The sequence below is a fragment of the Marinicella rhabdoformis genome (genome assembly GCF_009671245.1).
GTDB lineage: Bacteria > Pseudomonadota > Gammaproteobacteria > Xanthomonadales > Marinicellaceae > Marinicella > Marinicella rhabdoformis.
This window is the reverse complement of the sequence record NZ_VTFS01000001.1, coordinates 913,144-932,676: the sequence shown is the minus strand read 5'-3', so window position 1 is coordinate 932,676 and position 19,533 is coordinate 913,144. Positions and strand designations below refer to the sequence as shown.

At 44.2% G+C, this 19,533-nt stretch carries 16 protein-coding genes; 13 read left to right on the top strand and 3 right to left on the bottom strand.

Annotated features, from left to right (window positions below; translation table 11 throughout):
• Position 1: 1 nt before the first annotated feature.
• The 9 genes from FET73_RS03995 to FET73_RS03955 all read left to right on the top strand — a co-directional run bounded on the left by FET73_RS03995 (position 2) and on the right by FET73_RS03955 (position 9,499).
• Positions 2 to 1,243 carry an argininosuccinate synthase domain-containing protein gene (locus tag FET73_RS03995; protein WP_154222610.1) on the top strand — a complete coding sequence of 414 codons (1,242 nt, stop codon included), beginning with the start codon at positions 2 to 4 and terminating at the stop codon, positions 1,241 to 1,243.
• Positions 1,240 to 2,364: a M20/M25/M40 family metallo-hydrolase gene (locus tag FET73_RS03990; RefSeq protein ID WP_154222609.1), complete on the top strand. Its 1,125-nt coding sequence runs from the start codon at positions 1,240 to 1,242 to the stop codon at positions 2,362 to 2,364. Before FET73_RS03995 ends, FET73_RS03990 begins: the two co-directional genes overlap by 4 nt.
• Positions 2,361 to 3,713 carry an acetylglutamate kinase gene (locus FET73_RS03985; RefSeq protein ID WP_154222608.1) on the top strand — a complete coding sequence of 451 codons (1,353 nt, stop codon included), beginning with the start codon at positions 2,361 to 2,363 and terminating at the stop codon, positions 3,711 to 3,713. Before FET73_RS03990 ends, FET73_RS03985 begins: the two co-directional genes overlap by 4 nt.
• Positions 3,706 to 4,665, top strand: coding sequence for an N-acetyl-gamma-glutamyl-phosphate reductase (argC, locus tag FET73_RS03980; protein ID WP_154222607.1), 960 nt, complete (start codon positions 3,706 to 3,708; stop codon positions 4,663 to 4,665). The genes FET73_RS03985 and argC overlap by 8 nt, the downstream gene beginning before the upstream one ends.
• A complete protein-coding gene (gene argH / locus FET73_RS03975) occupies positions 4,658 to 5,962 on the top strand; it encodes an argininosuccinate lyase (RefSeq protein WP_154222606.1) in 1,305 nt (434 codons plus the stop codon). The genes argC and argH overlap by 8 nt, the downstream gene beginning before the upstream one ends.
• Positions 5,963 to 6,042: 80 nt before the next feature.
• Complete coding sequence (locus FET73_RS03970; RefSeq protein ID WP_154222605.1) at positions 6,043 to 6,543, top strand: TRAP transporter small permease subunit; 501 nt, start codon at positions 6,043 to 6,045, stop codon at positions 6,541 to 6,543.
• Positions 6,543 to 7,889, top strand: coding sequence for a TRAP transporter large permease (locus tag FET73_RS03965; protein ID WP_154222604.1), 1,347 nt, complete (start codon positions 6,543 to 6,545; stop codon positions 7,887 to 7,889). The genes FET73_RS03970 and FET73_RS03965 overlap by 1 nt, the downstream gene beginning before the upstream one ends.
• A 72-nt stretch (positions 7,890 to 7,961) precedes the next feature.
• Complete coding sequence (locus tag FET73_RS03960; RefSeq protein ID WP_154222603.1) at positions 7,962 to 8,468, top strand: phosphatase PAP2 family protein; 507 nt, start codon at positions 7,962 to 7,964, stop codon at positions 8,466 to 8,468.
• On the top strand, positions 8,468 to 9,499 hold the full coding sequence (locus FET73_RS03955; protein WP_154222602.1) for an MJ1255/VC2487 family glycosyltransferase: 1,032 nt from the start codon (positions 8,468 to 8,470) through the stop codon (positions 9,497 to 9,499). The genes FET73_RS03960 and FET73_RS03955 overlap by 1 nt, the downstream gene beginning before the upstream one ends.
• Here the strand turns inward: FET73_RS03955 and FET73_RS03950 are convergent.
• A complete protein-coding gene (locus tag FET73_RS03950; RefSeq protein ID WP_154222601.1) occupies positions 9,489 to 10,055 on the bottom strand; it encodes a nitroreductase family protein in 567 nt (188 codons plus the stop codon). The two genes, FET73_RS03955 and FET73_RS03950, sit on opposite strands and share 11 nt — an antisense overlap.
• Positions 10,056 to 10,233: 178 nt before the next feature.
• Between FET73_RS03950 and FET73_RS03945 the strand changes: the two genes are divergently transcribed.
• Genes FET73_RS03945 through FET73_RS03935 form a run of 3 tightly spaced genes read left to right on the top strand, consistent with a single transcriptional unit; the run spans position 10,234 to position 13,114 of the window.
• Complete coding sequence (locus tag FET73_RS03945; protein ID WP_154222600.1) at positions 10,234 to 11,379, top strand: NAD(P) transhydrogenase subunit alpha; 1,146 nt, start codon at positions 10,234 to 10,236, stop codon at positions 11,377 to 11,379.
• Positions 11,376 to 11,693: an NAD(P) transhydrogenase subunit alpha part 2 gene (locus FET73_RS03940; protein ID WP_154222599.1), complete on the top strand. Its 318-nt coding sequence runs from the start codon at positions 11,376 to 11,378 to the stop codon at positions 11,691 to 11,693. The genes FET73_RS03945 and FET73_RS03940 overlap by 4 nt, the downstream gene beginning before the upstream one ends.
• The gene (locus FET73_RS03935; protein WP_179952095.1) at positions 11,690 to 13,114 is read left to right on the top strand and encodes an NAD(P)(+) transhydrogenase (Re/Si-specific) subunit beta; all 1,425 of its coding nucleotides are present in this window, start codon (positions 11,690 to 11,692) and stop codon (positions 13,112 to 13,114) included. Before FET73_RS03940 ends, FET73_RS03935 begins: the two co-directional genes overlap by 4 nt.
• A gap of 71 nt (positions 13,115 to 13,185) precedes the next feature.
• On the opposite strand, the gene FET73_RS03930 is transcribed toward FET73_RS03935, so the two are convergent.
• Both FET73_RS03930 and FET73_RS03925 read right to left on the bottom strand, forming a co-directional pair.
• The gene (locus FET73_RS03930; protein WP_154222598.1) at positions 13,186 to 14,718 is read right to left on the bottom strand and encodes a sensor histidine kinase; all 1,533 of its coding nucleotides are present in this window, start codon (positions 14,716 to 14,718) and stop codon (positions 13,186 to 13,188) included.
• Positions 14,719 to 16,044, bottom strand: coding sequence for an alkaline phosphatase D family protein (locus FET73_RS03925; protein ID WP_154222597.1), 1,326 nt, complete (start codon positions 16,042 to 16,044; stop codon positions 14,719 to 14,721).
• A 319-nt stretch (positions 16,045 to 16,363) separates the two neighbouring features.
• On the opposite strand from FET73_RS03925, the gene FET73_RS03920 reads away from it, so the two are divergent.
• Positions 16,364 to 19,453 carry a TonB-dependent receptor gene (locus tag FET73_RS03920; protein ID WP_179952094.1) on the top strand — a complete coding sequence of 1,030 codons (3,090 nt, stop codon included), beginning with the start codon at positions 16,364 to 16,366 and terminating at the stop codon, positions 19,451 to 19,453.
• Positions 19,454 to 19,533: the final 80 nt, after the last annotated feature.

Below are 19,533 nucleotides of genomic sequence, written 5' to 3'. Positions count from 1 at the left end.
GATGAACACCACTAACAAAACAAGCCAATCCAATTCAATTGAAAAAGACACCATCGTTTTGGCATTCTCTGGTGGCCTAGACACCAGTTTCTGTTTGCACCAATTGAAACAATCTGGCCATCAAGTGCACACCGTCTTCGTTAATTCTGGTGGCCTCAGTGATGGACTAGTCAATGAAATCGCTGACCGTGCCACAGAGTTGGGCAGCGATTGTCACCAAACCATAGATGCAAGCCAGGAGATTTGGCAGGAATTTGTTGTTCCCTTGATTTGGAGCAGGGCCAAAATGCGCGATGATTACCCTTTGTTGTGTTCAGACCGTTATGTTATTGTCAAATTGTGTTTGGCTTATTGTGATCAAATAGGTACCCAGCATATCGCCCACGGTTGTACTGTCATGGGTAACGATCAATTCAGGTTTGACCAAACCATCCTTTCTCTGGGAAGCTACCAGATACACGCGCCCATCAGGGATTTACAAGCCAGCATCAGTGGCAACATCAGAGACCATGAGTTACAGGTTTTGGCTGATGCAGGTTTTGAGACCACAGCTCAACACCAACAATACTCCATCAATGAAAATTTATTGGGTGTCACCATATCAGGCAGTGAAATCGATCAATTTCAAACACCTCAGGAGGGCAGTGCCTGTTGGGTTAAACCGAGGGCAGCATGGCCTGATGTGCCGCTCAACATGAGCATAGGCTTTGAGCAAGGCGAGGCAGTCAGTTTGAACGGTGAAAAACTGGCGGGGGCAGATTTACTGGCACAACTGAACCAGGCCTTTGCCGCTTATGGCGTTGGCAGGCACATCTATACAGGTGATGTCAGCATCGGCATCAAAGGTCGCATTGTGTTTGAATGTCCTGGCATTGATGCACTGATGGCGGCACACAAAGCCTTAGAAGATGTGGTGAATTCTAAATTGCAAAATCAATTTCGCCATCAAATGTCAGAAAGGTGGGCTGAATTGGTGTACCAAGGCTTTTTCTATGAGCCCCACAAGAATGACATCGAAGCCTATTTGGCCAGCAGCCAATCTCACGTCACAGGCGAAGTGCAAATCACAACCCAAGGTGGGGATTTACTCGCCACAGCTGTTCAATCTCCTTGGATAATTCAAGACAGTGACGCGGTTTATGCCCAGTCATGTTCTTGGTCTCCAGAGCAGGCTGTGGGTTACATTAAATTGACTGGCCAAAGCAGTGTGATGGCCAATAAGGTGCGTAGAAAAGCCTCATGACGGCCACAAATAACATGGTGTATGCCAATAAAGTGAACGGCAAACAAGTGATTGAACAAATAGTGGAACACTTGTCATTCTTGGTGACACAAGACAGTTGTAACCCACCGCGTTTGTTGTCGCTTGATGATGCCTTGTTTATTGAAACCCAGCAGTTTTTTCAAAACCAAGGCTTTGCCGTGAGTTTGACAGACCATGACAAAGGTAGAATTTCTTTGTTCGCTCAAAGGGGCAAGCCAGATATTTTGTTTAATGTTCACTTGGATACGGTGCCGATAACTGGCCAATGGCAATACCCACCTTTGCAGTGCAGCGTTGTTGAAGACAAGGCTTATGGTCGAGGGGTATGTGACATCAAAGGTGCTGTGGCTTGTTTGATGGCATTGGCTGAAAGTACAGACCATGACATGGCGGTGTTGTTTACCACCGATGAAGAAGGCACTGACAGTTGCTGTGTTAGCGAATTCATTGCATCAAATGATTTGTCATCCTACCAGCAAGTGGTGGTGGCGGAACCCACTGATTGCTTGGCACGATTAAGCCACAGGGGCTATGTTTCAGCGCAAGGTCAATTTCATGGGGAAAATGGCCATTCATCTTCAGTCAATGCCTTAAAGGGCAATGCCATTCACCAAGCCAATCAATGGATGGCACAGGCTATAAATTTGGCTGAAAAAGCTTGTAATGAAAGCAACCCAGCGGGTGTTTGTTTTAATTTAGGTCACATCAAAGGTGGTGAAAAAAACAACATGATAGCCAGCGATTGTGCCTTGGGATTCAGTTTGCGCGTGCCTCCAGGCCTCAAGTCTGAGCAGGTTTACAAGCAGTTCACTGCATTGGCCAAGGGTGAGCATATTGATTGGCAGCACAGCATGATGGCTCCGGCCTTACCAGAACAAGCACATATGCTCAAACCGGCTTTGGCCTTTTGTAAAAAACACCAATTAGCACAAGGTGACGCGGTGAACTTTTGGACAGAAGCGGCCTTATTTGCACAAGCTGGCATCCCAGCTTTGGTATTGGGGCCAGGCAACATAGCCCAAGCGCACAGCATCGATGAATGGGTTACCTTGAATCAGTTGCAAAGCTGTCATGACATTTATTTGGGGTTGATTCGATGAACACTACAGCAACAAATAAAGCGCAACAGATGATTAAGAAAGTGTTGTCACATTTTAATGACAGCCGAGAAGCCCAGCACTATTTAAAACGTTACCATGACGATGAACAAAAGTTTGCCGTGGTTAAAGTCGGTGGCGGCATCATTGCAGATGAACTGAACAGTTTGACGGAATCTTTGGCCATACTGTCTCAAATGGGCTTGACGCCCATCATCATTCATGGCGGTGGGCCGCAGATAGATCGAGCGATGGCTGAAGTGGGCATCTCATCAGTCAAAAAAGACGGTTTGCGTGTGACATCCAGCCGTCAAATGCGTTTAATTGATCAACTGATGTCCAAGATAAACGCCTTGGTGGTAGACAGCTTGAAAAAGTGGTCTGTGCCAGCTCAAAGCTTTACTCATGGGGTGTTTGCCTGCCAATTAATCGACCAGTCGAAATACGGTTCAGTCGGCGAAGTGATTGCATTGGAGTTGGCTGCAGTCAAGAAATGCTTGGCTCAAGGTGTGGTTCCTGTGCTTTCCTGTTTGGGGTATATTCCTGAGTCCAGTCAGGCGGTAAACATCAATGCCGATACGGCAACCCGTGCTTTGGTTGCCGCCATCAAGCCCCACAAAACCTTGTTTGTTACACCCACCGGTGGCTTATTGAATGAGAAAAATCAAGTCATTTCAGCGATTCAATTGCGTCATGATTACGATCATTTGATGTCACAAAAATGGCTGCATTCTGGCATGAAATTGAAATTACAGCAGATCAACCGTTTGCTTGAAATGATGGATTCAAGCCATTCTGTTTCTATCACCAGTTGTCAAAATTTGGTCAAAGAACTGTTTACCCACAAAGGGGCTGGCACTTATATCAGCTTGGGTGAAAAAATCAGCTGCAATTCAGACAGTGACCAAATTGACTGGCTTGAATTGAGTGGTATTTTAGAGTGCAGCTTTGGTCGCCAATTGAAAGTCGATTGGTGGCAAGACTTAACCTTATTGAATGTGTTTATTGCCGAGTCAGGACGGGCCGCTGCAGTGGTATGCAAAGGTCACGATAATGTGCCTTATTTAGATAAATTCGCTGTCACACCTGAAGCGCAAGGTGAAGGTTTGGCTGCCAGTTTGTGGCAAGAAATCATCAAAAATCACCCCAGCTTGTATTGGCGTTCACGTTACAACAACGAGATCAATCCTTGGTACCACAAAAAAGCAGATTTCTCAGTCAAACAAGAACAAGGAGACTGGATTGGTTTTGCCTGTGGTTTAACCGCAGCTGTGGCTACTGCTTGCACAGCACAGGCATTTTTAATCGACCCTGGTTGGTGCGATACCATACAAGAGGTTCAACATGCTTAAGGTAGGAATCATCGGCGCTCGTGGCTATGTCGGTAAAGAGTTGATTGAATTGATTGATGTGCACCCAAACGCCCAACTGACCTTTGCTGGTTCGCGTGCTTTTTCGGGGCAAAAGGTAAAACATCATGTGTCGCAATTTTCAGATGAAGATTTGCAATATCAAGACATTCCTTTTACTGAATTGGCTGATCATAATCTTGACGTGCTCTTTTTGGCTTTGCCCAATGGCATCGCTATAAAACTCCACACAATGTGGCAGTCGATGTCACAAAAAACGGTGGTGATTGATTTGAGTGCCGATTTCAGATTTCATGGTGACTGGGTTTATGGGCAGCCAGAAACCCAAAATGATTTGATACAAACGGCCCGTTTGATTGCCAATCCGGGTTGTTATGCCACTGCTGTCCAGCTGGGCATCATACCCTTGTTGCCGTATTTGAAAGAAGTGCCCACCGCATTTGGTGTGTCCGGTTACAGCGGTGCAGGCACCACGGCCAGTGACAAAAATGACCCCAATCGTTTGAAAGACAACCTGTTGGCCTACCAAGCCACTGGTCACATCCATGAACAAGAAGTGAGTCATGTGCTGAGTCAGCAGATACGCTTTATGCCGCATGTGGCTTCGCATTTCCGTGGCATCCACGTGACGCTGTCAGGAAGACTTAAACACTCAATGACCGATGGTGAATTACAAAATTTGTTTGAACAAGAGTACCAAAACGATGCCTTGATCAGCATCCAATCTGCACCGCCAGAATTGCAACAAATCGCTGGCAAGCACCATGTAGTGATTGGTGGCTTTGATTGTTCTCAACAAGAACCTGGCCACTTTGTGCTGAATGTTTGTTTGGACAATTTACTCAAAGGTGCTGCCACGCAGGCGATACAAAACATGAATTTAGCAACCACTCAAAAAACACAACACATCAACATAGGAATTTATCATGACTGAAAAAAACAATGCGCTGCTTTGGTCAGCGCAAGGCACAGACCAAATGGCGCCCGGCGTGATGGCTTATCTGGCCGGCGAAGACATCATACTGGATCAATATTTGTTCTTGTATGACATCAAAGCCACCACCGCACACGTCACAGGATTGGCTGCCATCGATATCATCACCGATAAAGAATTACTGTTGTTTAAACAGACTTTGGCGGACTTGACTTCTGCCTATCAAAAAGGTGAATTTGAACTCAATGAACAATATGAAGACGGTCATTCAGCGATTGAAATGTATTTGACTGAGCAGCTGGGTAATTTGGGTAAAAAAGCCCACACTGGCCGCTCCAGGAATGACCAAGTATTGACCTGTTTGCGCCTGTATATGCTGGATCAGTTAAAGCAAATTTCAGCTGTTGTGGCTGAAGTGGCAGCGGTGTTGTTGGGCTTGGCTGATGAACACAAAGCCACTTTGATGCCCGGTTATACACATTTACAAAGGGCCATGCCGAATACCGTGGCGGTGTGGTTAGCGGGTTTTGCTGAAAGTTTGGTGGATAACTTGAGTGAAATCAAATACACACAAGATTTGCTCAATACTTCGCCTTTGGGCACCGCGGCTGGTTTTGGTGTGCCTTTGCCGTTGGACCGTGAATTGACCGCGTCCTTGTTGGGTTTTAACAGGGTGCAAATCAATCCCGTGTACGCACAAAACAGCCGAGGCAAATTTGAGTTGAAGTGTTTACAAAGTTGTCACCATGTGATGTCAGATGTGAGGCGTTTGGCTTGGGATTTGAGTTTGTTCATGACGGCAGAATTTGATTTTGTCAGTTTGGCCAAAGACCACACCACCGGCTCATCCATCATGCCGAATAAGAACAACCCCGATGTGATAGAGGTGATGCGAGCCAGTTTGTCGGTGATCGAAGGCAGCATGATGCAAATTCAATCGCTGATGTCCTTGCCCTCGGGTTACCAAAGGGATTTACAGTTGAGCAAAGGCCCGTTGATCAAAGGCATTGAAACCACCAAAGCGACTTTGGAATTGATGCCAAATTTGCTTAAGTCGATGACCTTCAAAACTGAAAACATGGCTGCTGCCGTGTCCGATGACATGCTGGCCACCGATCATGCTTTGGAAGCAGTAAAAAAAGGGGCGCATTTCAGGGATGCTTATTTAATTGCCAAAAGCGATAATCAATCAGGTGACATCTCGGTAACGTCATCAATTGCCAACCGCGTGTCGCTGGGCGGGGCTGCAAATTTGGGTTTGGATGTTATCCAAGAACGACTGAATGCTTTGGCCTAATAAACTGAAATTAATCAGCTGTTTTTTTGAATGGGTTGGCCTTGTGCTACAATCTTTTCCTTTTTGAATGTGTGCGATTGATGGCAAGGGAAAAGAGAATTTGGCTTGAAAAATATGGCGCCATGTTGGGTTGGTTGACCTTGCTGATGGTGTTGTTCAGTATTGTTACTGTGGTCAGTCGTAATGTTTTTGATGTGGTCTGGATTCCCGTTCAAGAACTGGCTTTGTATTGTCACGCTGCGGCTTTGATGTTGGGCATGGTTTATGCTTGGCGCCATGACAAGCACGTACGTGTGGATGTCTTTTACCAAGGTTTTTCAGACAATAAAAAACGCTGGGTCAATGTCATTGGCTTGTTGTTTTTGGCTTTGCCAATGATGGTGTTTATCTTTTTGGCCAGCCTGCCTTATGTCACCGATGCTTGGGCGCGCATGGAACAGTCAGGTGAAACTGGCGGTTTGCCCTTGGTCTGGTTGTTCAAGACTTTGCTATTGGCCATGCCATTGACCCTAATTGGTGCTTTTGTGGTCGATGTATTCAAAAGTTTGAAAGCAATTAAAAACAACAGCGGAGCCAGCTGATGGAAGCTTGGTGGGCTTTGATGTTGTTTTTCGCTGTGACGCTTGTTTTGATGGCGGGTTTTCCTGTGGCTTTCACCTTGGGTGGTGTGTCTTTGTGGTTTGCAGGGATTGGTTATTTGACTGGTTGGTTTGATATCGATTTTTTGGCGGCCATGCCGAATCGTTTGAATGGCATATTGAATAACGTCACTTTGATGGCCGTGCCGGTCTTTGTTTTTATGGGCGTGGTATTGGAACGCGCCAAACTGGCTGATTCTTTGTTGCAAAATATGGCCGCTTTGATGGGTGGTAGGCGCGGTGGTTTGGCTTTTGCTTTGTTGATAGTCGGTATGTTATTGGCGGCTAGTACGGGTATCGTCGGTGCGACAGTTGTCACCCTGGGTTTGTTGGCCATGCCGGTGATGAAGAAAAATGGTTATGACGAAGCCTTGTCTGCCGGAACCATTTGCGCCTCGGGTACATTGGGTCAAATCATTCCACCTTCGATTGTCTTGGTTTTACTCGGTGATGTGTTATCCAATGCCTACCAACAAGCACAGTTAGATCAAAATATCTTCAACCCCAAAACAGTGTCGGTACAAGACTTATTCATGGGTGCCTTGGTGCCGGGTTTGATGTTGGTTGTGTTGTATGCCTTGTACCTTCTCTGGGTGCGTTTTCGCAGGCCAGAGGCGATGCCAGCGATTGAGTCTAGTGAACAAGTTAGCTTGGGGGATTTGCTTAAGGCACTGTTGCCACCATTGTTGTTAATTTTGGCGGTGTTGGGTTCCATCATTTCTGGTATGGCAACACCCACAGAAGCCGCTTCAGTGGGCTCAGTGGGGGCTTTGGTCTTGGCCGCATGGCACAAGGCATTGACGCTGGAGATGTTGCGTTCTGCTTTGAAAGAAACGGTCAAAGTCACGTCCATGGTGTTCATGATTTTGATTGGAGCCGCTTTATTTTCTTTGGTTTTCAAAGGCTTCAAAGGTGATGAAGCGGTACATGATTTGTTGAATCATTTACCCGGCGGAAAATACGCTGCTTTGTTTGTTGTGATGTTGGTGCTGTTCTTGTTGGGCTTTATCTTGGACTTCATTGAAATCACTTTTGTCGTGATTCCTATTGTTGGGCCTATTTTGTTGGCTATGGGTTTTGACCCCGTGTGGTTGGGTGTGTTGATCGCCATTAACTTACAAACTTCGTTTTTAACGCCACCCTTTGGCTTTGCTTTATTTTACCTGCGTGGTGTGGCAGACATTGAAACCCGTACATTGTACAAAGGTGTGATGCCTTTCATTCTGCTGCAAATATTGATGATGGGAATCTTGTTGTTGTGGCCAAGCTTGGTTGATTTTTTGTCATAAAGCATTCATGAAGATTTGATTCTGGTGTCATAATGGTTTGGTACGGTGTTGACCAATTGTAGGAGGTCAACAATGAAACCATTGGCATTGATTCAGTTTTATGAAAGTTCATTGGTTACCAAACTTTTTGGTGCCCGTTATTATCAACGCGTATTACCTGTGGCCATAGTCTTATCTAGATTGGGTGATGGTTGGCTGTATGTATTGGCAGGACTGCTGTCACTTTTGACACAGGGTTGGGAATATGGCTATTTTATGACTTTGTTTTGGGCGTTTGTCATTGAACGGCCTGTTTACTATGTTTTAAAAAACAGCTTGCGACGAGATCGTCCTTTTAAAGTTTTAGAAATTCAAAATCAAGTCAAACCCTCTGACCAATTCAGTTTTCCATCAGGTCACACCTCAGGTGCTTTTGTCTTTGTGGCTGTGACTGCCAGTTATTTTCCACTGTTGCTTTGGCCCTTGTTGCTCTTTGCCAGTTTGATTGGACTCTCACGCATCATTTTGGGTGTACATTATCCTACGGATGTTCTTGTGGGTGCGGTTTTGGGTGTTGGATTGGCACAACTGGTTATTTGATGAGGGTTTTGTACGGAGTTCAAGGCACAGGTAATGGTCACATTACCAGGGCACGGGTGATGTCTAAAGCGCTGTCAGCCGCAGGTATTGAAGTTGACTATGTATTTACAGGCAGGCCAGAAGGTGATTATTTTGATATGGAATGTTTTGCCAATCGTTCATACCGTCGAGGTTTGACCTTTCATACAGAGAATGGCCGAGTATGCCATGGTAAAACACTGGTCGGTAATAATGTGCTGCAATTCAGAAAAGATGTCAGGTCACTTAGGGCCAATCAATATGATTTGGTGTTGACTGATTTTGAACCAGTAACTGCTTGGGCCTGTTTGAAATCCAAAACTCCTTGTTTGGGAATTGGTCATCAGTATGTTTTTGATTACCCTGTTCCTCAGGAAAGGCCCTCTTTGGTCACGCGTCAAATTTATCAGCATTTTGCACCTGTGGATGATGCCTTGGCGTTACATTGGCACCACTATGACAGCGCCATTTTGCCTCCGATTGTTGAAGTGCACAATGGATCGACTCAATTGAAGAAAGACAGCGTGCTGGTGTACCTGCCTTTAGAGTGTCAGCAGCAAGTCGAAGAACTGTTGTCCCCATTTGAAGCACATCAATTCATTGTCTACACAGCAAGTGGTAAAACAAGCCAACACCCTCATATTACTTTCAAGACTTTGTCTCGAAACGGTTTTCAAGCTGACCTTAAGTTATGCGAATATGTGATTGCCAATGCGGGTTTTGAACTCAGTTCTGAAGCCTTGTCTTTAGGCAAAAAACTATTGGTGAGGCCGCTCAAAGGACAATCTGAACAACAGTCTAATGCATTGGCTTTGATCAGTTTAACTTATGGTCAAGCCATGCAAGAATTAAATGCAGAAGTTGTTGCTCGGTTTTTTAATGAAAGTCAGTCAACACAAATTACCTATCCCAATGTGGCGGATTATATCGCCCAGTGGATTGCCAAAGGGATGCCCAAAAGAACACCTTCTTGGTATCAAAAGTGCTGGCAGTCAGTGGTTATTAATCGTTAAGCCAAACCACTTTTTCAGATAAATCGGGGCGTTTTCTTTCTGTAGGCTGTTCATCACAACTGCCGATGTATAAGTAACCGGCTATGAACTCATGGCCAGCCAGCCCCAAGACCTTTTGTGCGTCGGGGTTTTCACAAGACCAACCAGTAACCCATTGGCTGGCATAGCCCATGGCACCAGCAGCAATATTGATGTGTTGGCACACTGCACCTGCTGATAGGATTTGTTCATTTTTTGGTGTTTTGTGCTCGATAGGTGCGGCAATTACGGCAATCACCAACGGCGCACGCGCAAAGCATGTTTTTTCTGCTGCCAACTGTTCAGGTTCCAAGTCCATTTGTTGCGACTTGACTTCAGCCAATTCTTCACTCAAACGTTGTCTTGCATCACCTTGAATCACCAAAAATCGCCAAGGTTCCAGTTTGCGGTGGTCAGGCACGCGACTCGCTATGGTTAAAATGGTGTTCAGTTCATCGGCATTTGGGCCGGGTTCTGACATGTTCTTGACCAATACAGAGCGGCGATTGTGCATAAAGTCGATGACAGATGAGTTCATGGTTTTGTAAAAAATTAAAAAATAGAATTCTATCACAGCATCACAGACATGATTTTTTGTTGATTAGCTTATGCATAATAATTTACGAATAAATCGATCTAAAAAACGACAAAACGAAATTCACGATTTTTGATATACTTAAAAGGTACATAACAAAACTCAATGGGGACATTACCATATGACGAAAACAATAGGCTTTGTAAAAGAGCAAAAAGCAGGCGAGTCGCGGGTCGCCTTGGTGCCGGAGACGGCACAAAAAATTATTGATTTGGGTTGGCAAGTTTTGATGGAACCTGATGCTGGCGAGGCAGCGGGTTTTCCTAATGATGCCTATCCTGAAATGACACAAATGGCCAAGCGACGCAGTGATGTGCTGAATGGTGCTGATGTGGTTGTGGGTGTCCATGCATTGGACGAAGCTGACTTGGCTGAAATGCGCGACGATGCAGTCGTTATAGGCATGGTTTCACCTTATGCAGACCAACAGCGTTTTGTTCAAGCGGCGAAACAGGGTTTAACGGTTTTTTCGATGGAATTAATTCCTAGAACCACACGTGCTCAAGCGATGGATGTGTTGTCGTCACAAGCATCTGTGGCTGGATACAAAGCGGTGTTATTGGCAGCGACAGAAGCACCGCGGTTCTTTCCGATGTTGACCACGGCTGCAGGGACCATCAGGCCGGCTTCGGTTTTGATTATTGGTGCGGGTGTCGCAGGATTACAGGCGATGGCCACGGCCAAGCGCCTGGGTGCGAATGTGACAGGCTATGATGTCAGACCAGAAACGGTAGAACAGATCAAGTCTTTGGGCGCGAAGTTTCTGAACTTGGGCGTTGAGGCCGTGGGTGAAGGAGGATATGCACGCGCACTGACTGATGAAGAAAAACAGTTACAACAAGATAATTTGAAAAAGCATTTATCGTCAGTCGATGTGCTGATCACCACAGCGGCCGTTCCAGGTCGTCCTGCGCCACGCATCATCACCGCTGATATGGTAGGTGAAATGAAAGCGGGTAGCGTGATTGTTGATTTGGGAGCTGAAGGCGGTGGCAACTGTGAGCCAACTGAAGCAGGTCAAACCAAAATGGTCGGTGGTGTGAAAGTCATCGGTCCTGAAAACTTATCTGCCACGGTGCCTTTGCATGCCAGTGAAATGTATTCACGCAATGTGTGGAATTTATTGTCATTGATGAATCAAGAAGGCGAATTTGTTTTGAATTGGGAAGATGATATTTTGGCTGGATGTGCGGTGACACGCGACAAAGCAGTGGTTCATCCCGCTGTTAAAGAATCCCTTGAACAATCAACAGGAGAGGCATCATGATTGATGGTTTTATTGCATTATATATTTTAACCATGGCGGCCATTTTAGGTTTTGAAATCATTTCAAAAGTACCCGTGGTTTTACACACGCCTTTGATGTCAGGCTCAAATTTTATTCATGGTATTGTGCTGGTTGGCGCCATGATTGCTTTGGGCCATGCAGACAACACGCTGGAAAAAGTGTTTGGTTTTATTGCGGTGTTCCTCGGTGCGGGTAATGCCGCTGGCGGTTATGTGGTGACTGAACGGATGTTAGAAATGTTTAAGCCCAGGGTTAAAAAACCAGAAGGTAAAGAAAATGGAGGTGGTTCATGATGGAATTGATTCAAGAGTATTTGCCAACAGTGGTCAAGTTGTCTTATTTTTTGGCGGCGATATTGTTTATTACTGGTCTGCGTCGCATGAGTGCGCCGGGTACCGCAAGAGGCGGTATTGTATGGGCTGGTGTGGGTATGTTGATTGCCACGGTTGCCACTTTTTTTGCACCTGACATGCACAACATGCCGTTGATTATTGCTGCCTTGGTGTCTTCAACTGTTTTGGCTTGGGTCAGTGGTAAAAAGGTCGCGATGACCGATATGCCGCAAATGGTGGCTTTGTATAATGGTATGGGTGGTGGTTCAGCGGCCTTTATTGGTGCCATGGCTTTGTTCAATGGTGTCGATCACATGTCGGCTTGTGAGGCCGGTATTGCTGTTTCTGCCCATGATTGTTTAACCGGTGTCAGCATGACTTTTGCTGCGATTGGTGTGTTTATCGGTGGGATATCATTGAGTGGTTCCTTGATTGCTTTCGGTAAATTACAAGGCTGGATAGACAAGAGCTATACCTTTAAAGGCCAACATGTGTTTAATGGATTGGTGGCTTTGGCTACATTGGCGATTGGTGCCTATTTGACTCAGGAATTGAGTACGCAATACATTTGGTGGTTCTTTGGCCTGTCTTTGTTGCTTGGTGTGTTGATGACCTTGCCGATTGGTGGCGCGGACATGCCAGTGGTGATTTCTCTTTACAATGCTTTCACTGGTTTGGCGGTTTCTTTCGAAGGTTATGTGCTGCAAAACGAAGCCATGATCATTGCCGGTATGTTGGTAGGTGCCGCGGGTACCATGCTGACACAGCTGATGGCCAAAGCGATGAACCGTTCTTTGGGTTCGGTGCTGTTTGGTTCGATGGGTGGTTCAGGAGGCGCTGCCATCGAAGGTGAGATGAAGGAAATTCAAGCACAAGATGCGGCGATTCAAATGGCTTTTGCTGACCGCGTAGTGATTATCCCAGGTTACGGCATGGCAGTAGCACAAGCACAACATAAATTGTGGGAAATGACAGAAATGTTGATGGAGCGTGGTGTTGATGTGAAATTCGCCATTCATCCTGTCGCCGGTCGCATGCCGGGTCACATGAACGTGTTATTGGCTGAAGCGGGTGTGCCCTATGATTTAATTGAAGACATGGAAGACATCAATGGCCAGTTTGGTCAGACTGATGTGGCTTTGGTGATAGGTGCCAATGACGTGGTTAATCCGGTGGCCAAAACCGACCCAGAAAGCCCGATTTATGGTATGCCTATTTTGAATGTTGATGAAGCCAAGAACTCTATTGTTATCAAGCGAGGTAAAGGTACGGGCTTCGCAGGCATTCAGAATGCTTTGTTCTTCGCTGAGAATAACAAAATGCTTTATGGCGATGCACAAGATGCCATAGGGAAATTGATCCAAGGGTTAAAAGCGATTTAAAAGCAGTTTAATTCAAACCATTTCAAAGGTCGGTATTTCCGGCCTTTTTTGTGGTTATTTACATATGATGTTTATTTTGACAGGTTAAATGTCAATCTAAACATGTGGTAGGGTTCATCGTATAAGTAGTTGAGTTTGGCGTGGTTGTCGTGGCACAGTTCCCTACAGATGTGTAATCCCAGGCCGGTGCCGCGACTGTGGGTGGTAAAGAAGGGTTCGAACAGGTTGTTGATTTTTTCTTCGTCAAAGGCCTTTCCTTTGTTCATGAAGTCTATGTGCTGGTCTTTGACTTTTATCTTAAGTATGCCATCTTCACCATGTTTTAAGGCGTTGGTGGTTAAGTTCCACAAAATTTGCTTGATGTGCTTGGAGTCAAAACTGATGGTTTTGTCGGTGTCATCCATCTCAATTTCTATTTGTGTGATGGTGGCTTGTTTTTGCATCACCATGTCAGATTTGATTTCTTCTAACAGCGCTTTGATTAATAAATCTTTTGGGTCGGCAGTTGAGCGACGAGACATTTGTAAAATGTCTTCAATGATGCTGTTCGCTCGCAACACATTGTTGACAATGATTTGACTGATTTCTTTGTCTTGTTCTTTTAAGTCAGGAGATTCAATTAACAGTTCTGAAGCGGTGTTGATGGCAGCCAAAGGGTTTCTGATTTCATGCGCGATTGAACTGGACATTTTGCCCAATGAAGCGAGGTTCAATTGTTGGGCTGCTTTTTTCAAAAAGCTTGAGTCTTCAATAAAAAGCAAATGGATGTTTTGCTCTTCATCAATTAAAGCAGGCCGCAAATACAGGTTGTTGTTATCGGCGTTTTGATAAACTTGCCCATCGGCATTATTCTCAATCACCTCAATGACATCTTGTGGCAAAAAAATGTCATCATCTATGTTGAGCAATTCTTTGGCGGTCTGATTGGCGTGGACAATGACATGGTCATTTTGATAAATCACTACACCTTGGCTGAGTTTTTCTATGATGATTTGATTTAAATTTTCCAGTCCAGAAATGGTTTTACTTTGCGCGCGGTACATGCTCAGAGTACTCGTGTACGACATGGACTGTCTGATGCCCAATAACGCAATAACGAAATAGGCTAGAATATGAAGTAACTTACTGGACTGTGTAATGTCATCTAAGCTGGCGAAACTGACCATACTGGGCATGGTCAATAACAATATGGACGCTAAGGTCGGCGCCAATAGAATGTTAGCAGCACGCCGGTAAAGTATCGAAGATGATCCAATGACCAGTACAGGCAATATGGCAAGGCCTTGGCTGATTCCATTGGTAGCATAGGCCATATAAATCATCACAAATAAATCCACGAATAATGTAAATTTACTGATTCTTGTGGCATCTACTTGGCTTGACACGTAGCTGATGACAGCAACCATTAACGCACAAACAATATAAAAGGCAACGGTTAAGTTGACATTGTGATGGAATGTGGTGATTTCATGGAAAGCATTGAAGCTGCTGTTATGTGCCAGAGCAAAGAAATACAAAGCCACAAACAAACGAAACAAATTTAAAATTTGCAGGTTTCTTCGTTCCAGTTTGTGGAACTTTATTTTGTCTTGGTCATTAAGCATTTATTCTTTTGATGTTAACAGGCTGCTGTTGATGGTTTTGGTCCAATGCACTTGCCCTTCGGGACCGATTACTTGTATTTCGAGGCGTCGGTCTTTGCGTGGGCCTTTGAAGTCCAGTTTACAATAGTTTTTAGTGCCTACGAGTGTGCCTTTAACCAAACTGGGGTTTTTAAGGTCGTTTTCGAGTGCATGTTCATGCGTGCCAGCAGTGAATGGTGAGCAGGTCAGCTCATGTAGTGGGTAATTGCCCCCTCTGTAAACCTTGAGTAATTCACTGTGGTGTTTGTCGCCGCTGAGGAAAATGATGCCGGGAATTTTGTTGTCGTCAAGCCATTGTAAAAAAGCATCGCGTTCGTGACGGTATTTGTCCCAACCTTCCCAAGGGTGATGGTCATTGAGCATTTGGTTACCACCGACAATGAATTTAAAGGGAGCTTTTGATGCGATCAATTGATTTTTCAGCCATGTCAGCTGTGCTTTGCCATACATGATTTTTTCGGGACCGTCTGGAAATTTTTCATGCGAGCGATGGTAGCGGCCATCCATCAGGAAAAAGTCTACGTCATTGAATTGAACCTTGCTGAATATGCCTTCGGCTTCAGGCATCCCATAACTTGGATTGGCCCAATAGTTTTTGAACAATTCCAGCGACTTTTCTTTGAAGATAAAGTCACTTGCAGCATTATCAGGACCATAATCATGGTCATCCCAAATGGCGTAGTTAGGCATGCTGTGCATCAAGGGCTGAAGATGAGGCCATGAACGGTCTCGCATGACGCGATGGAGCAGGCTTTGTTCAGCTGTATAATCAACTTCTCTGTAATACCAGTTGTCGCCAAGCCAGAGCATCATGTCAGCATCTTCTTCTGCCATGCGGTAAAAAATTTCCCAGCCATCACCGTAGGGTTTTCCTGCGCGATCAAAGTCAGCTTCATTCTCAAAATTACATGAACCAGTTAATACTGAAAACTCGGGTGGATCTTCTCGCCATTGCCACAGTTTCTGTGTGGTGAAAGAAAATGTTTTGGCTTTTTTAGGCTTCTTACCGAAAAAAACTTGGTACTGGTATTCAGTGGCAGGGTATAAGTTACTGAGTTTAAACGTATGAATGTTTCCCAGTTCGCTGTTGAGCAGGGCAGAAAGTTTTGTGATATTTTTGGGTTGGTTTTTTTCCCAGTAATGCAGTTTAACTTCTCCCTTGTCTTTAGCTTGGACCCAAATATTGGCAGCCCTTAATGTGGTGTGACCGAGCATGGGACCGGATTTGATGGTATTTGCATCGACGTGAGGGGCAGACAGTAGAATGAATAGGATGAGTGTTCGCATTAATTTTTCTTATCAGAATGTCAAAAGAAGTTCAGATTTTAACCGAAATGTGTCACATCTGAACTTTAATTCATACGGCCTATAACAAAATTGGCCTTTTTTTAACGCAATCTTCACAAAAAACTTTTACCATGCGATTCGATATGAGAAAATGCCAATCGGAATTTTTTCTGACCAGAGTTTAAAGCGAGCACCAAAATAATCAAACGTTTGTTTCATTGATTGATTCAATGAAACCGATTTTTCGGGTTCACGTTATAAGCTGTTAAGAAATTGCATTAATCGCAATTTCAACAAATTTTTAATGAAGGTTTTTGTAATGAAATATATGAGAAAAGCGAAACTGGTAGCTGCGATTGCTTTGGCAACTGCGTTACCACTGGGTACAGCTTTAGCACAAGAAACTGCCTCTTCAATCAACGGAACCATCGTTGATTCAAAAGGTAATGTATTGTCAGGTGCTACGGTTGTGGTTGTTCACGAGCCAACAGGCCAAAGAAAAGTATTGACCACTAATGAAGCGGGTCGTTACTCAGCACGTGGTTTGCGTGTGGGTGGTCCTTACAGCATCGAAGTAAACTATGAAGGTTACTCTGAAGCTGAAGAAGACGACGTTTACGTTAAATTGGGCGAAGATCGTGCCATCAATGCTGTATTGGTTGAAGATGCGATTGCATTAGACACAGTGAAAGCGGTTGGTGTGGCTGCACAATCTGCAACATTCAATCCTGACAACATGGGTTCAGGTTCAAGCTATTCAGAAGAACAGTTGACTAATTTGCCAACAGTTGATCGTGACATTCAGTCTTTTGTCAGATTGGACTCAAGAATTAACATCAGAGATTTCGGTAGCGGTATTTCAGTTTCAGGTGTTAACAACCGTTACAATAACATTTCTATTGATGGTGTTGGAATTGGTGACCCTTTTGGTTTGGAAGCGGGTGGTTCACCAGGTATTTCTCAACCTTTTTCTTTGGATACTATTGAACAATTGAATGTTCAGTTGTCTCCTTACGATGTGACCTTGGGTAACTTCACAGGTGCCAACATCAATGCGGTAACTAAATCAGGTACCAATGAATTCAGTGGTCGTTTTTCAACTTTTTACGCAGATGAAGATTTGCAAAAAGACGATTCAAGCCCATACACCAATGAAGTTTATTCAATTTCAGCAGGTGGTCCAATCGTTAAGGATAAATTGTTCTTTTTCTTAGCCTATGAAAAAGAAGAAAGAACGCGTGATGCTAACACATCTAATGTAGATGTTGCTGAAGCACAAGCTGTTGCTGATGTGGCCAACAGTGTTTGGGGATTTAACCCAGGTACATTGACTGCACCAGGCAAAAGTATCATTCAAGAAGAGTCTGTTGTATTGAAATTAGACTGGAACATCAATGATTACCACCGTGCCTCATTCAAATACCAACAAAATGAAGACATTGATCCTCGTTTTGCTGATTTTGGTGGCAGTGAAATTTCTTTCAATTCACATTGGTATAATGTGTTGTTTGAAAATAAATCATACAACTTAAACTTGTACTCTGATTGGACTTCAAACTTCTCGACTGAAATTCGTGTTTCTAACTCTGAATTCAATAAAGATCCAGGTGTAAGTGTTCGTATGCCTGAGGTTTCTGTGGAAGTTGATTCTGGTACGGTTTACATGGGTACAGAGCAAAGCAGACACGCCAATGAGTTGAATGTTAATACTGACAACTTTTATGCGGCTGGTGAATACTTCATGGGCGATCACACATTGACTTTTGGTGTGGACTACAAGAAACAAGACATTCACAACATCTATATCCGACATGCATTAGGCACTTATCAATTTGCTAGCATCGATGATTTTGCCAATGGTATTCATGATGATTATCAGGTGAATTTAGGTGTGGATCCTTCGAATCCTTTCCCTGCTGCTGACTGGTCTTGGACAAATACGGCATTCTTTATCCAGGATAACTGGATGGTAAATGAACGTTTGACTGTTCAGTATGGTTTGCGTTATGACCTGCCAAGCGTAGGTAAAAAACCTCGTTTCAATCAAGACTTTTTTGATGCCTATGGTTTTGCCAACAACGGTGTTGTTGACACCGGTGTTATCCAACCAAGGTTTGGTTTTAACTATGACTTGTCTGACGAACGTTACATGCAATTGCGTGGTGGTGTTGGTTTGTTCTCTGGTGGCATGCCAAATGTGTGGTTGTCTAACTCATACACCAACACAGGTGGTGACACAGTTAACTACGGCAGTGAAGCAGGTGACGGAAACGGTGTAATCTTCACAATCGATCCTGATAACCAACCTACTTTTGCTGGCTATTCACGTCAAAATGTTGATGTGTTAGATCCTGATTTTGAAATGCCAACAGTCATCAAATCTAACTTGGCGTTAGATGTTGAATTGCCATGGTGGGGTTTGATTGCATCGACTGAATTGGAATACATCAAATCAAGAAATGAAATTCATTACCAACACCTGAACTTGGGTGATCCTACAGGTACTTTACCTGATGGTCGCTTGTCTTACTACGCTGATCCATATGAGTTATCTGGTCGTCGTGCTAATTCAAACAGTGATTTTAATGACGTACATTACTTGACGAATGCCAGTGGCAGTGTCACTAAGCGTGCGACGTTCAGCTTAGAGTTGCCACAATCTGAGCATTGGCATGCCAAAGCATCTTATACATTTACTGATGCTGATGCGGTATCAAATGGTTCTTCAAGTACAGCGGGTTCCAACTGGGGTTATAACCCAGCGATTAACCCAAATCAGCCTTTGATTGGTACTTCTGCTTATGAAATTGAAAATGCATTTACATTTTCAGCAAATTACCAAAACATGTTCTTCGGTGACACCATCACCAACATTGGTTTGGTATGGATTTCTCAAGATGGCGAACCGTTCACTTACCGTTATTCAAATGACGTAAACGGTGATGGTCGCAACACCAATGATTTGGTATACGTTCCAATGCCTGATGAATACATTATGAGTAGTGCTCTTGGCAATAACGTTGACCAAAATGCTGTTGATGCTGAAATCGCTGCATTTGAAGCGCATTTGGCGGCAACTGGCTTGGATCAGTACCGTGGTCAAATTGCACCTAAAAATGGCTTCAAGACAAAAAGAATCAACACCATTGATTTGAACGTGTCTCAAGAGTTGCCTGCTTGGGGTCCTGTTCGTGCTTCGTTGTTCTTCAATGTGAAGAACTTGGGTAACATGATCAACAGTGATTGGGGTCAAATCTATACAGGTTATTACAAAGGTGAGTCTCCTTATGGCTTAGACAGCATCATGGATGACGGTACTTATGTGATTGATTGGAGAACACCTTATTCAATCAGACCTACAAATAGTTCGCAATGGCGTGCGCAATTGGGTTTCCGTTTAGATTGGTAAGCCTTGAAGTTCAGACTTTATTGTCGGAAAAGCGGTTCTTATGAGCCGCTTTTTTTTTGCTTTGGTATAATCCAAGTTCT